The organism is Pseudomonas sp. H3_D04 (assembly GCF_054669175.1).
Map to the genome: position 1 here is coordinate 2,955,382 of NZ_CP162801.1, position 14,232 is coordinate 2,969,613.

The 14,232-nt window shown below is 60.5% G+C and carries 11 protein-coding genes and 1 pseudogene; 5 read left to right on the forward strand and 7 right to left on the reverse strand.

Going from position 1 to position 14,232, the window contains the following annotated elements; all coding sequences use genetic code 11:
* Position 1: 1 nt before the first annotated feature.
* Together aguA and AB4N91_RS13605 are read right to left on the reverse strand one after the other, a co-directional pair.
* Positions 2-1,126 carry an agmatine deiminase gene (aguA, locus tag AB4N91_RS13600; RefSeq protein WP_077750492.1) on the reverse strand — a complete coding sequence of 375 codons (1,125 nt, stop codon included), beginning with the start codon at positions 1,124-1,126 and terminating at the stop codon, positions 2-4.
* A 100-nt stretch (positions 1,127-1,226) separates the two neighbouring features.
* Positions 1,227-2,111, reverse strand: a complete 885-nt coding sequence (locus AB4N91_RS13605) for a LysR substrate-binding domain-containing protein (RefSeq protein WP_077750496.1) — start codon at positions 2,109-2,111, stop codon at positions 1,227-1,229.
* 246 nt (positions 2,112-2,357) lie between these two features.
* Between AB4N91_RS13605 and AB4N91_RS13610 the strand changes: the two genes are divergently transcribed.
* From AB4N91_RS13610 to AB4N91_RS13620, 3 genes are all read left to right on the forward strand, one after another.
* Positions 2,358-2,762: a PaaI family thioesterase gene (locus AB4N91_RS13610; RefSeq protein ID WP_169857951.1), complete on the forward strand. Its 405-nt coding sequence runs from the start codon at positions 2,358-2,360 to the stop codon at positions 2,760-2,762.
* A gap of 46 nt (positions 2,763-2,808) precedes the next feature.
* A complete protein-coding gene (locus tag AB4N91_RS13615) occupies positions 2,809-3,297 on the forward strand; it encodes a GFA family protein (RefSeq protein WP_010459717.1) in 489 nt (162 codons plus the stop codon).
* 102 nt (positions 3,298-3,399) lie between these two features.
* On the forward strand, positions 3,400-4,188 hold the full coding sequence (locus AB4N91_RS13620) for a MipA/OmpV family protein (protein WP_460112557.1): 789 nt from the start codon (positions 3,400-3,402) through the stop codon (positions 4,186-4,188).
* Positions 4,189-5,062: 874 nt separating this feature from the next.
* On the opposite strand, the pseudogene AB4N91_RS13625 reads toward AB4N91_RS13620, so the two are convergent.
* The 3 genes and pseudogenes from AB4N91_RS13625 to AB4N91_RS13635 all read right to left on the reverse strand — a co-directional run bounded on the left by AB4N91_RS13625 (position 5,063) and on the right by AB4N91_RS13635 (position 7,843).
* Positions 5,063-6,350, reverse strand: a pseudogene (locus AB4N91_RS13625) (ATP-binding protein).
* Entirely contained in the window at positions 6,351-7,058 is a 708-nt protein-coding gene (locus AB4N91_RS13630) for a winged helix-turn-helix domain-containing protein (RefSeq protein WP_010459711.1), read from the reverse strand.
* Positions 7,059-7,234: 176 nt separating this feature from the next.
* A complete protein-coding gene (locus tag AB4N91_RS13635; RefSeq protein WP_010459709.1) occupies positions 7,235-7,843 on the reverse strand; it encodes a MiaE family protein in 609 nt (202 codons plus the stop codon).
* A gap of 161 nt (positions 7,844-8,004) precedes the next feature.
* On the opposite strand from AB4N91_RS13635, the gene AB4N91_RS13640 reads away from it, so the two are divergent.
* Positions 8,005-8,868, forward strand: coding sequence for a universal stress protein (locus AB4N91_RS13640; RefSeq protein ID WP_077749702.1), 864 nt, complete (start codon positions 8,005-8,007; stop codon positions 8,866-8,868).
* A gap of 127 nt (positions 8,869-8,995) precedes the next feature.
* Here AB4N91_RS13640 and AB4N91_RS13645 read toward each other — a convergent pair whose 3' ends face one another.
* Positions 8,996-9,466: a DUF1289 domain-containing protein gene (locus tag AB4N91_RS13645; protein ID WP_010459705.1), complete on the reverse strand. Its 471-nt coding sequence runs from the start codon at positions 9,464-9,466 to the stop codon at positions 8,996-8,998.
* 408 nt (positions 9,467-9,874) lie between these two features.
* Between AB4N91_RS13645 and acnB the strand changes: the two genes are divergently transcribed.
* Positions 9,875-12,484 carry a bifunctional aconitate hydratase 2/2-methylisocitrate dehydratase gene (acnB, locus tag AB4N91_RS13650; RefSeq protein WP_010459703.1) on the forward strand — a complete coding sequence of 870 codons (2,610 nt, stop codon included), beginning with the start codon at positions 9,875-9,877 and terminating at the stop codon, positions 12,482-12,484.
* A gap of 80 nt (positions 12,485-12,564) precedes the next feature.
* Here acnB and AB4N91_RS13655 read toward each other — a convergent pair whose 3' ends face one another.
* Positions 12,565-14,226: a SulP family inorganic anion transporter gene (locus AB4N91_RS13655; protein ID WP_010459701.1), complete on the reverse strand. Its 1,662-nt coding sequence runs from the start codon at positions 14,224-14,226 to the stop codon at positions 12,565-12,567.
* Between the last annotated feature and the right edge of the window lie 6 nt (positions 14,227-14,232).

Sequence of the window (14,232 nt, forward strand, 5' to 3'; positions counted from 1 at the left end):
ATTAAACTCCCTTCCTGTTATTGGCGGGGGCGGCGTATTGCGGCATGGTGATGCACGCAACGTTGCCGCCACCGAGGAGGATTTCCCGGGAGTTTTCGATGCCGACAATTGTGTGCTGCGGGAACAATTCGGCCAGCGTCGCCTGCGCCGCCTGATCGTTGCGATCACCAAACAGCGGCACCACGATCGAGCTGTTGCCGGCGTAGTAGTTGATGTACGACGCGCAGATTTGGGTCCCTGCCTGACGGGTATGGGTGCTGTCTTGCTGGTCCAGGCCTTCGGCTTCTTCAGCGGTCCACTCCAGCACATCCGGTTGCGGCAGCTTGTGCACGATCAATTCGCGGCCACGGCTGTCGCGGGTGCTGCGCAAAATGTCGTAGGCCTCTTGATAGATTTCCCACTGCGGGTCATCCCGATTATCGGTCCATTGCAGCACCACTTCGCCGGGGCGCACGAAGCAGGCGAGATCGTCGACGTGGCCGTCGGTTTCGTCGAACTTGCAACCCCGTGGCAGCCAGATGATTTGCTCGGCACCGAGGTAATCGGTCAGGCGACGGGTCACTTCTTCCTTGCCCAGATGTTGGTTGCGATTGCGGTTGAGCAGGCATTGCTCGGTGGTGAGGATGCTGCCCTGGCCGTCACTCTGGATCCCGCCCATCTCGGCAATCAACGGCGCGCGATAACGGTCGAAACGCTCGATTTCGAGGATCTTGCTGGCGATCTGATCGTCCTTGTCCCACGGGTAGTACAACCCGCCGTCGAGACCGCCATAGGCGTTGAACTCGAAGTCGACGCCGCGCACTTCACCGCTGTCGTCGTTGACCACAAAGCACGGGCCACTGTCGCGGAACCAGGTGTCGTTGCAGGTCATTTCCACCACGCGAACCTCAGGCGGCAACTGGCGGCGAGCGGTGGCGAACTGGGCGGCGGAAGCACACACCGTCACGGGTTCGCTCTGGGCAATGGCGGTGACGATCTGCACCCAGACTTTCTGCGCAGGCTTGGCACCGTTGCGCCAGACGTCGGTACGTTCCGGCCAGCCGAGCCAGCAACCGGCCTTGGTTTCGAATTCGCCGGGCAGGCGGAAGCCGTCGAGTTTCGGGGTGGAATCGAGCAAACGTGCCATGGTCAGACCTCATCAGCGGGGATTGGAATGACCACAGGCTAAGGTCGTCGGCGCCCTCCTCGCCAACGATGATTATTTCGGAATACTTGAATTCAACTCATCAATCGATCAGCTGATCGTTGAACCACTCCAGCATCTGCGCCACGGCCGGACGCTCCAGACGCACCCGCTCACACACCAGTGCATATTGCCCGAGCGCGGTCATGCTGGCGGTGAATGGCCGGACCAGACGACCGCTGAGCAAGTCTTCCTGAGCCGTCAGATTGTCGCCCATGGCCACGCCCTGCCCTTGCGCCGCCGCTTCCAGCGCCAGGCCCGCGTGGGCGAAATACAGTTGGCGTTCGGGACGCTGATCGCCGGCATGACTGGTGAGCCAGGCGGTCCAGGTCTTGCCGTCCTGATCGTCGTGCAGCAGGCAATGGCGCGCCAGGTCCTTCGGGGTTTTCAGGGTGCCTTGGTTGAAGAGGCCGGGGCTGCACACAGGGAAAAATTGCAACGCCGGCAAGGGACGGACGAAGTATGCGCTGCTGTCGACCGGGCCCGTTCCATACGTGATCGCCAGGTCGATGTCCTCCCCCGGCGCCGTGGCGTCGATCGGTTGTTCGTAGAGGTGCAGCGTGATGTGCGGATAGCGCGCGTAGAAGTCCGTGAGCCGACTCATCAGCCACTTTTGCGCCAGCTCGGCGGTGACCGCCAGGCGCAACACCGCCAATGACGACGGGTCGCGCAATTCATCGCAGGCCTCGCCGATCAGTTCGAAGGCGTGCTGCAGGCTTTGCATCAATCGCCCCGCGGCCATGGTCGGGCGGATTTGCCGACCTTCGCGGATGAACAAAGAGACGCCCAAGTGCTCTTCGAGCTGACGGATCTGATGGCTGACGGCGCTGTCGGTGACGCACAGCTCGGCGGCGGCCCGGCCGAAATGCGCGTGGCGGGCGGCGCATTCGAAGGTTCTGAGTGCAGCCAGGGAAGGCAATCGTCGCATGAGTTCAGCCCCTTTGATGAGGTCGCCATGCTGCCTTGGTCATGAGTGGGCGTCCAGCGGGACCGCGCTATCGTTCTTCGCGAGCAGGCTCACTCCTACAGGGGAATGCATTTCAACTGTAGGAGCGAGCCTGCTCGCGAAGGCGGCACATTCACCACAAATCCTGCGGCCCATCACCCTCCCTTATCCACCATGACATCCCCCAAAACCCGGCGCATGTTGATGTCTCAACCGGAGGGATTCGTCATGCTCAACGCACTCAAACAGATTAACTCAACCTCAGCCTTCAACCGCTGGGCCGGCTTCGAAGTGACCGCAGCCGCAAGCGGCGAAGCCGAACTGACCCTGGCCTTTCGCGAAGCCGACATGGCGCAATACGCAGGCTTTCTGCACGCCGGCCTGATCGGCGCGCTGCTCGACACGGCCTGCGGATTCGCCGCCGGGACGGTTGCCGGCAACGTGCTGGCTTCACATTTTTCGGTCAACTGCCTGGCACCCGCCATTGGCGAAGTGTTCATCGCGAGGGGCCGGGTGGTGAAGGCCGGCAAAAAGCAGGTGTTTGCCCGCGCCGAGTTGTTCGCGCAAACCGGCGACCAGCTGAAGCTGGTGGCGACCGGTGATGCGATTCTGGTGCCGGTCGACGTCCGCTGACGGTCTAGGCTGTCTGGGGTAAACCCAACCCTTGTCGGAGGTTCCCATGCAGCTCGAAGGTTCCTGCCATTGCAGCGCTGTGTCGTTCAGTTTGACCAGCGCCCACCCCTACCCTTATCAGCGTTGCTACTGCTCGATCTGCCGCAAGACTCAGGGCGGTGGCGGTTACTCGATCAATATTGCCGGTGATGCCGCCAGCCTGAAAGTCCGCGGCCGCAAGCACATCGCGATTTATCATGCACGACTCAAGGACGAAGGCGACAAACGCGCCCACAGCAGCAGCGCCGAACGGCATTTCTGCAGCCTTTGCGGGTCAGGTTTGTGGCTGTTCAGCCCTGAGTGGCCGGAGCTGATCCACCCGTTTGCCTCGGCCATCGACACGCCATTGCCGGTGCCACCGGAACACACGCACTTGATGCTCGGCTCCAAGGCGCCGTGGGTGGAAGTCGAGGCGCATCCTGCCGACCAGCAATTCGACGTCTACCCCGAGGAGTCCATCGCCCAATGGCATGAACGCCTGGGTTTGAGCCGCTAAAGCCGCTTCACATTCTTTGACAGTTTCCCGACAAAGCTCTCAAAGATTGCCGCCCGGCGGCCGCCTAGCATGGGCGCATCCAACCTCCCCTCGGGTGCTCCCATGTTACGTTCGATGTGTCTGTCGTTGACTTCGTTTTGCCTGCTGCTTCCCACCGACTCATTACGCGCTGAAGACTGGCAATACACCTTGCGCGCCGGTGCCGCCAGCGCGCCGCGGTACAGCGGCAGCGACGAGCGCGTAGTGGCGCCGCTGCTGGGTGCCAAGGTTATCAGCCCCTATGGCCTCTTTCTGGACACGGAAAAGGGTTTGGGCTGGGCTTTTGATGAAGACGACTTCGGCCTGAGCGTGTACATCGGCGCGAGCGATGTGCGCAAGGATCGCAAGAGCGGGTTCAAAGGCTCGGACGAGCTCAACGGCATGGGCTCGATCAAGTCGCGGCCGGCGTTGGGTCTGGACGGGACTTACCACATGGGCCCAATCATTCTCGGGGCCCGTTTCGAGCATGCGCTGGAAAAGGACGATGACGATCACGACACCGGTTCATCCTGGAATCGCCTGAAGCTGAGCATCAGCGCACCGTTTTATGAGGGTGACTATGGCAAGGTCGTGGGCAGCCTGAACAGTCAGTTTGGCGACAGCCATTACGTGCGCACCTGGTATGGCGTCAGTGTGGCGCAGGCTTCGCGCAGCCAGTTCAGGACGCATGACACTCGCGGAGGGTTGGTGAGTCGAGGGGCGGAGTTGAGCTGGTCGATGCCGATTGATGATCAGTGGAGTGTGTCGACGGTGCTGGCCGCGCAGTATCTGGCAGGTGATGCGGCCGACAGTCCGATTGTCGAGCGGCGAATGCAGACCTCTTTGGCTGGGCAGGTGGTGTACACCTTTTAGCTCTTCGGTGTTGCGGATGGCCCCATCGCGAGCAGGCTCACTCCTACACTTGGAATGCATTCCCCTGTGGGAGATTTCGGTGGGTGGGCAGGTCGTGTACGCCTTTTAGCTCTTCGGTGTAGCGGATGGCCCCATCGCGAGCAGGCTCGCTCCCACACTTGGAATGCATTCTCCTGTGGGAGACTTCGGTGGGTGGGCAGGTGGTGTAAGCCTTTTAGCTCTTCGGTGGTGCGGATGGAGCCATCGCGAGCAGGCTCACTCCTACACTTGGAATGCATTCTCCTGTGGGAGACTTCGGTGGGTGGGCAGGTGGTGTACGCCTTTTAGCTCTTCGGTGGTGCGGATGGCCCCATCGCGAGCAGGCTCACTCCTACACTTGGAATGCATTCCCCTGTGGGAGACTTCGGTGGGTGGGCAGGTGGTGTACGCCTTTTAGCTCTTCGGTGTTGCGGATGGCCCCATCGCGAGCAGGCTCGCTCCTACACATGGAATGCATTCCCCTGTGGGAGACTTCGGTGGGTGGGCAGGTGGTGTACACCTTTTAGCTGTTCGGTGTTGCGGATGGCCTCATCGCGAGCATGCTCACTCCTACACTTGGAATGCATTCTCCTGTGGGAGACTTCGGTGGGTGGGCAGGTGGTGTACGCCTTTTAGCTCTTCGGTGTTGCTGATGGCCCCATCGCGAGCAGGCTCGCTCCCACACTTGGAATGCAATCCCCTGTGGGAGACTTCGGTGGGTGGGCAGGTGGTGTACACCTTTTAGCGCTTCGGTGTTGCGGATGGCCCCATCGCGAGCAGGCTCACTCCTCCACTTGGAATGCATTCCCCTGTGGGAGTGAGCCTGCTCGCGATGGGGCCGGTGAGATCAACGCAATCAATCCAGATGCGCCCACGTCATGCGAAACGACGCCCCACCCCAAGGCGAATCCCCCACTTCCCACCTGCCCGCCATGGGATTGCGACACCCGCCGCACCAACGCCAACCCCAAACCAAACCCACCTGTGCGGCGATCACGGCTGGCGTCCAGGCGCGAGAACGGTTCGAAAATTTTCTCGCGCCCGTCCACCGGCACACCCGGCCCATCATCGTTGACCCGCACTTCGTAGTGATCACCGGTACGGACCAACGACACTTCCACCCGCTCATCGGCATAACGAATGGCATTGCGCAGCAGGTTGATCACCGCCCGGGCCATAAAGCGTGGCTCAATGCGAACCTCATCGACCTGACACTCGACAATCAACAACTGCACCCCGGCAGCCTCGGCCTCCAGGGCCACGCTGCCGACCACGCTGTCCAGCCAACTGTTGGCCTGGATGTTTTCCCGGCTGATGACCGTAGCGCCGCGCTCAAGGCTGGCGTAGGTCAGCAGCTCGGAAACCATTTCTTCCAGCTCGCCCAGGTCGGCGTACATGTCGGCAATCAGTTCGCGGTTCTGGGTCGGATCGGGTTGTTGCTTGAGCTGATCGAGTTCGAATGACAGCCGGGCAATCGGCGTGCGCAACTCGTGGGACACCGCGTTTGTCAGTTCGCGCTGATTGGCGATCAAGCCTTCGATGCGCGCCGCCATCAGGTTGAAGTGCTCGGCCAGGTCACGAATGTTCGAGCGTTTGGACAGCTGGATTCGCGACGACAGGTCGTTATCGCCAAAACGTTCGGCCGCCAGGCGCAGTTTCTCCAGATCTCGCCAATGCGGGCGTACCCAGAACATCAACACAAAACCGATCATCACCGCGATCATCAGATAGGCCGCGGCGATGTAGAACGGCATCAGACTGGGCTCGGCCGGCAGCTTGATGCTGAGCAACTGCGAACCCTCGTCAATGCGCGAGATGAACTGCGTGTACTTGTCACGGATCACCAGCAGCCCTTGGGCCAACTCGGCTTTCTCCTGATCAGTCAGGGACAGTTGACGGCTCTCGACCAGCGTCAGGCCCAAGCCATAGTGCGGGCGCACCGCTTCCAGTTCGCGCTCCCGGTCCGACCCGTCCAGATCGCGTAATTGCTCGGCCAGTGACCAGGCCTGGCCACGCACCGCCTCGCGGTTGTAGCTCTGCATCTGATCATCGAGAAGCGCATCGAACGTGCGCTCGACCGTTTGCAACCCCAGTACCAGGCCGACCGTCATCACCAGAAACAGCCCAAGAAATAACCGCAGCATTTACAGCTCCCACGCAAACGGATTGAACAGGTAACCCTTGCCCCAGATGGTCTTGATGCACACCGGTTCGCGCGGGTTGTCCTTGAGCTTGCCGCGCAACTTGCTGATGTAGACGTCGACACTGCGGTTGAGGCCGTCAAACGCAATACCGCGCATGCGGTTGAGGATGTCGTCGCGGGACAGAACCTTGCCGGCAGCGCTGGCCAGCAACCACAGCAGTTCGAATTCCATGGTGGTCATTTCGATGACCTCCCCCGCCAACCGCACTTCGCGACAGCTGCGGTCGATGCTCAGGTTGCCGAATTCCAGGGCGCTGCACACGCCGCTGTCCGGCGCCTGACGCCGTTGCAACGCACGCAGGCGGGCCAGCAATACAGGCGGCTTGATTGGTTTGATCACGTAGTCGTCGGCACCGGACTCCAGGCCGAGGATGTGATCGAGGTCATCTTCCTTGGCCGTCAGGATGACGATCGGCGTGTCGGACACGCTGCGGATCTCGCGGCACACGTGCAGGCCGCTCTGCCCCGGCAGCATCAGGTCGAGCACGACGATTTTCGGTTTGAATTCGAGGAACGCGGCCAACGCGAGGTCGCCGCGGTGAACCTGGCGGACCTCAAAGCCATGTTGGGACAGGAAATGCGCGATCAGCCCGGCGAGCTTCTCGTCGTCTTCCACCAGCAATACTTTGCCAAAACCCAGGTTATCCATAACGACCGTCTGCCAACCCTTGTGAAAAGTGGGCGGCATTATGGCGCCAATCGATGACGGGACGGTGATGACGGGCAGCAAAAACCGGCCACGAGGGCCGGTTTTCAGTGATCTTTCATACTCTTAAGAGTTTTTAACAATTCAGTCGCAAAAGATTGCAACGTGCGGAGGGCGAATCACGCCGATGCCGGGACACCGCTGTGAAAACGGAACTCCACGTCCGGCGACTCGATCAGTTCTTGCTCGGCGGCACGGACCCGGTCAATGACTTGCGCAACATCCTTGGCATCACCGTACTGGTAAGCGAGTTTCAGGTAACCCTGGAAATGCCGCGCTTCGCTCTTCAGCAAGCCGAAATAGAACTTGCCCAGTTCTTCGTCCAGATGCGGCACCAGCGCCTCGAAACGCTCGCAGCTGCGGGCTTCGATAAATGCGCCGACCACCAGCGTGTCCACCAGCTTGACCGGCTCGTGGCTGCGCACCACTTTGCGCAGGCCCGAGGCATAACGCCCGGCGGACAGCTGACGCAGCTCGATCTTGCGCTTTTTCATCAGGCGCATGACCTGCTCGTGATGCACCAGCTCTTCCCGGGCCAGGCGCGACATCAGGTTGATCAGGTCGACATGGGAGTGATACTTGGCGATCAGGCTCAACGCCGTGCTGGCCGCCTTGAACTCACAGTTCTTGTGGTCGATCAGCAAGGTGTCCTGATCGGCAAGCGCGGCCTGGACCCAGCCATCGGGGGTTCGGCAGCCGAGGAACTCGTGAATTTCGGGAAGGATCATGGGGCTCACGGAATAAAAGGTCTGAATCGAAGGGCGCCGATTATACCGGCCTGCCGCCAGACCACCAGTCGCCGCCGTTGATATGCATCAAGTACCGGGTTGGCGGCGACCAACTATAGTTGTCCAACGCAGTATTTTTTACCTTCCTGGAGATCCCGATCATGCAAGCCATTCGCAGCATCCTGGTGGTCATCGAACCCGAACACTCGGAAAGCCTGGCGCTCAAACGGGCCAAACTGATTGCAGGCGTGACCCAGGCGCATCTGCATCTGCTGGTGTGCGATCGCAAGCATGACCACAGCGGCATGTTGGGCGTGCTCAAGGCGGCACTGTTACAGGACGGCTACAGTGTCACCACCGAGCAGGCCTGGAATGAAAGCCTGCATGAAACCATCGTCGATGTGCAGCAGGCGGAAGGCTGCGGGCTGGTGATCAAACAGCATTACCCCGACAGCCCGTTGAAAAAAGCCCTGCTGACCCCGGCGGACTGGAAACTGCTGCGTTATTGCCCGACGCCGGTGCTGCTGGTGAAAACCTCTAAACCGTGGACCGGCGGGGTCATTCTCGCGGCCATTGACGTCGGCAATGCCGATGGCGAACACCGCACGTTGCACGCCACCATCGTCGATCACGGTTACGACATCGCCAGCCTGGCCAAGGCCAAACTGCACGTGGTCAGTGCCCATCCGTCACCGATGCTGTCGGCGGCGGACCCTACGCTGCAGCTCAGCGAAACCATCGAGGCGCGCTATCGCGAGCAGTGCAAGGCCTTTCAGGCCGAGTTCGATATCGATGATGATCACCTGCACATCGAGGAAGGTCCGGCGGATGTGTTGATTCCGTTCATGGTGCACAAGCTGCAGGCGGCGGTGACGGTGATTGGCACTGTTGCGCGGTCCGGGTTGTCCGGAGCGCTGATCGGGAATACGGCGGAGGTGGTGCTGGATGCGGTGGAGAGCGATGTGCTGGTGCTGAAGCCGGATACGATCATGGATCATCTGGAGGAGATTGTGACGCAGCATTGAGATTTGCGGCGTCGGGTAGTACGCCTTCGCGGGCAAGCCTCGCTCCTACAGGTTTTGTGTCGGACACAACGGGTGTGATCAACACAAAACCTGTAGGAGCGAGGCTTGCCCGCGAAGCACTTAATGTTCAGCCGCCAAAAGCGTCTTTCAGAAACCCCGGCGCAATGTAGCGCTGATAATGCGCCTCAGAGAGCAAAAAGAATTCCCGATCAATGGCGTCACGCAATTCCGGCAGGTTCCAGTCGCGAAACTCCGGCATCAGCACCATCCCGTAGGCTTCCAGGTTGTTGATGACCCGCGCACCACGGGCGATCAGCTGATAAGCCCAGCAATACTCGGATTGATGCGGCACAAAGCGGATCTTGCGCTGCTCCAGTTGCAAGCGCAGGCGCTGCGGGTCGAAAATTTCCAGCTTGCTGGCCATCACCTGGGACAACAACTGCTCAAGACGCAGCCATACCGCGCGCTTTTCCTCCTCGTTGTAACCATTCCAGTTGATCACTTCATGGTGGAAACGCTTGCAGCCACGGCACACCAGATCACCGTAAACAGTGGAACAGAGGCCGACGCAGGGGGTCTTGATGGTCTGATTGGGCATAGGTCAGGAGGACACGGGAAAGCAGAACAGGCCGGCATGTTAGCCCTTTGTCTAACATTGATCACCCCTCAATCTTGAGGGGCCAACTTACCTTTAATTTTTTTTTGCCGTAGAATCAGCCAGCCTTTTAAGGCGCCAATGTCCGTTAGAAGCTGTTTTCAAAGCGTCACGAGCACAGTCGTTCCTTCAGAGCGGAGTTGGCGAAGGGTTTTTCCAGCGGGGAAAAGCTCTACGCCAACCCTCATCAGCTCCCCGTTCTGCAGGCGTAAAACTTTGAAAGCAGCTTCTGTAAGGAATTGTCGGTAATTCTGGCTAAGTGGCCCACAACGCCACGCAGCGCATGAGTACGGCAATTTCGGGATGAGCGTCCCGGACACCCATTTGGGACCACTGATGAGGGTAATAACTGTGCTTGAAGCCTACCGCAAACATATCGAAGAGCGTGCAGCACTGGGTATCGTTCCCCAGCCGCTAAACGCCGAACAAACTGCAGGCCTGGTCGAGCTGCTGAAGAATCCCCCGGCTGGCGAAGAAGCTTTCCTCGTTGACCTGATCACCAATCGCATTCCGCCAGGCGTGGACGAAGCAGCCTATGTAAAGGCCGGTTTCCTGTCGGCCCTCGCCAAAGGCGAAGCAACCTCCCCTCTGATCGACAAGAAACGCGCTGTTGAACTGCTCGGCACCATGCAGGGCGGCTACAACATCGTGACCCTGGTCAATCTGCTGGACGACGCCGAACTGGCGCCAGTCGCTGCCAAAGAACTCAAGCACACCCTGCTGATGTTCGACGCGTTCCACGACGTCGCTGAAAAAGCCAAGAACGGCAACGTACACGCTAAAGGCGTGCTGCAATCCTGGGCTGACGGCGAGTGGTTCAAGAACCGCCCTGTGCTGGCCGACAAGATCAGCCTGCGCGTGTTCAAGGTCACCGGCGAAACCAACACCGACGACCTGTCCCCTGCTCCGGACGCCTGGTCCCGCCCGGACATCCCGCTGCACGCCCTCGCCATGCTGAAAATGGCCCGTGAAGGCATCGTGCCTGACGCCCAGGGCGTCACCGGTCCGATGAAGCAGATCGAAGAAATGCGCGGTCAAGGCTTCCCGATCGCCTACGTCGGTGACGTGGTCGGTACCGGTTCTTCGCGTAAGTCCGCCACCAACTCGGTGCTGTGGTTCTTCGGTGACGACGTGCCTTTCGTGCCGAACAAGCGTGCCGGCGGTTTCTGCTTCGGCAGCAAAATCGCTCCGATCTTCTACAACACCATGGAAGATGCCGGCGCACTGCCAATCGAATTCGACGTGACCAACATGCACATGGGCGACGTGATCGACCTGTACCCGCATGCTGGCAAAGTCTGCAAACACGGCACTGACGAAGTCCTGACCACCTTCGAAATGAAGACCCCGGTACTGTTGGACGAAGTTCGTGCTGGCGGCCGTATTCCGCTGATCATCGGTCGCGGCCTGACCGACAAGGCACGTGCCGAACTGGGCCTGGGCCCTACCGATCTGTTCAAGCTGCCTGAAGCGCCTGTCGACACCGGCAAAGGCTTCACCCTGGCACAGAAAATGGTCGGCAAGGCGTGCGGTCTGCCAGAAGGCAAAGGCGTTCGTCCTGGCACCTACTGCGAACCGAAGATGACCACCGTCGGCTCTCAGGACACCACCGGTCCTATGACCCGTGACGAACTGAAAGACCTGGCGTGCCTGGGCTTCTCGACCGATCTGGTGATGCAGTCCTTCTGCCACACCGCGGCCTATCCAAAGCCGATCGACGTGACCACCCACCACACCCTGCCAGACTTCATCATGACCCGCGGCGGCGTTTCCCTGCGTCCGGGCGACGGCATCATCCACAGCTGGCTGAACCGCATGCTGCTGCCGGACACCGTCGGTACCGGTGGTGACTCGCACACCCGTTTCCCGATGGGCATTTCGTTCCCGGCCGGTTCTGGCCTGGTAGCGTTCGCCGCCGCCACTGGCGTCATGCCGCTGGACATGCCGGAATCGATCCTGGTGCGCTTCAAAGGCAAAATGCAACCGGGCGTCACCCTGCGTGACCTGGTTCACGCCATTCCTTACTTCGCGATTCAGGCTGGCCTGTTGACCGTCGAGAAGAAAGGCAAGAAGAACGCATTCTCCGGTCGCATCCTGGAAATCGAAGGCCTGGACAACCTGAGCATCGAACAAGCTTTCGAGCTGTCCGACGCCTCGGCTGAACGTTCGGCTGCCGGTTGCACCATCAAGCTGTCGAAAGAATCCATCACCGAGTACCTGAACTCCAACATCACCCTGCTGCGCTGGATGATCGGTGAAGGCTACGGCGATGCGCGTACCCTGGAACGTCGTGCTCAAGCGATGGAAGCCTGGGTTGCCAACCCTGAGCTGATGGTTGCCGATGCTGACGCCGAATACGCTGAAATCATCGAAATCGACCTGGCCGATATCAAAGAGCCTGTGCTCTGCGCGCCAAACGATCCGGACGACGCCCGTCTGCTGTCCAGCGTTGCTGGCGAGAAGATCGACGAAGTGTTCATCGGTTCGTGCATGACCAACATCGGTCACTTCCGCGCTGCCGGTAAACTGCTGGATCAGGTCAAAGGTCAGCTTCCAACCCGTCTGTGGCTGTCGCCGCCGACCAAGATGGACGCTCACCAGCTGACCGAAGAAGGCTACTACGGCATCTACGGCAAGGCCGGCGCTCGCATGGAAATGCCAGGCTGCTCGCTGTGCATGGGTAACCAGGCACGTGTAGAGCCGAACTCCACCGTGGTGTCGACATCGACCCGTAACTTCCCGAACCGTCTGGGTGACGGCGCGAACGTCTACCTGGCCTCGGCCGAGCTGGCGTCCGTTGCTTCCATCCTGGGTCGCCTGCCGACCGTCGAGGAGTACATGGAATACGCTGGCAAGATTGACAGCATGGCGGCCGACGTTTACCGCTACCTGTCCTTCGACCAGATCGCCGAGTTCCGTGAAGCTGCTGCGAACGCCAACATCCCGGTCGTTCAAGCCTAACGCTGCAACGCAATAAAAAACGCCGCCCATCGTGAGATGAGCGGCGTTTTTTTATGCCCGCAAACCCGCTACCACAGGGGTTATGTGGATGGCTTGAGGGCTTGTTGCACCGCGCCGTCGACGCTCAGGCCACTCAGAATCACCTGCTCCATTTCCTGCGTCGGTAACCGTGCGAGCACCGCTTTGGCTTCGTGCTTGAGCCGCGCCAGGATCAACAGCATGTCCAGCGCCCGCACCTGCATAAAGAACGCTTCCAGCGCTTCGATACTGGTGCCGTCCAGATCGGGGGATTCTTCCAGGCTGAGAATGATCGTATGCACCGGCGGCTCCGCGTGCCGGGCCAGGTGCAGCGCGCCACTCAGAATGCGCTCCACGTTCGCGAAAAACAGCGCCTCGCTGGGCCTCACGATCAGCACGCCAGGGATCGCCCGGGCATCGGGATGGCGCTGCAGGTCGACATAATCATGGCCGTTACCCATTTGCCCCAGCACTTGAATATCCGCCGAAGACATCTGTTTGAGCATCAGCACCACGCTGATCACCACCGCCACCAGCAAGCCGTCCAGCACGCCGAGCACCAACACGGCGGCCACCGCGCAGATCACCAGCAAGCGGTCGCGACGCCAGATGAAATACCGACCCAATGGCTGCAGGCTCAAGCCGCGCGCCAGTGCATGAATGACGATGGCCGCCAGCACCGGTTCGGGCGTCAAGGCAATCCAGGGCAACACGGTCAAGACAATCAGCAACACCACCCCCGCCGCAACCACACCGGCCAGGCGTGAACCGGCACCGGCCGCCTCATTGGCCGACGTCGCGGAGTAACCGGCGCCGCTCGGCATGCCGTGGAACAGGCCTGACAGCAGATTGGCCGCCCCGAGGGCCAGCAGGTCGCGGTTCGAGGAAACCCGGTCGCCATGCTTGAGTGCAAACGAGGTAATCGATCCATAGGATTCGGCATACAGAATCATCACCATGGCAAACGCCAATTCCCCCAGGTGCAGCCAGTCGGCAAACGGCAGCACCGGCAGCCGGGGCACTTCAAGGCTCAGGTCGATCACACCGATCAGTTTCACTCCGTAGGCCGGCAGGTTCAGCCATTGGCCGGCGGCAATGCCGAGCGCCACCACCAGCAAGCCTCCCGGTAATCGCCGAAAACGTGCACACACCCACAACACCAGCAGCGCCACCGCGGCGACCAGCAAGCCAACCCGATTCCACTGCGCCCACTGCTCCAGCAGTTGCGGCAGGAAACGGATCAGGTTGCCGTTGCTCAAGTGCACGTCAACGATGCTCGCCAGTTGCTTGAGGATGATGGTCACGGCCAGGCCCAATGCAAAGCCGCGCAGTACCGGTTTGGCGATAAATGACGTCACGCGGCCTAGCTTGAACAGTCCGGCCAACAGGAAAAAACCACCCGTCACCAGCACCAGGCCGATCGCCAGCGTCATGCGCAGCCCTGAATCACCGTTGGCCAGCGTGGCGGTGGCGGCGGCCAGTACCGCTGCCGAAGATGAAGTCGCGGAAACAATGGCAAAACGGCTGGTGCCGAACAGTCCGTAGCACAGCAACCCGGCAAACAGCGCAATCACCCCGGCCTGGGGCGGCAACGCCGCAATGCTGGAATAGGCAACGGCCTCGGGCAACAACAAACCGGCAATCGACACACCGGCCATAACGTCGAGCCAGCGGTTGGGCGTATCGGCACGGGGTTGCACCGATGCGCCGGGGGCACCTGCCATAAAGCG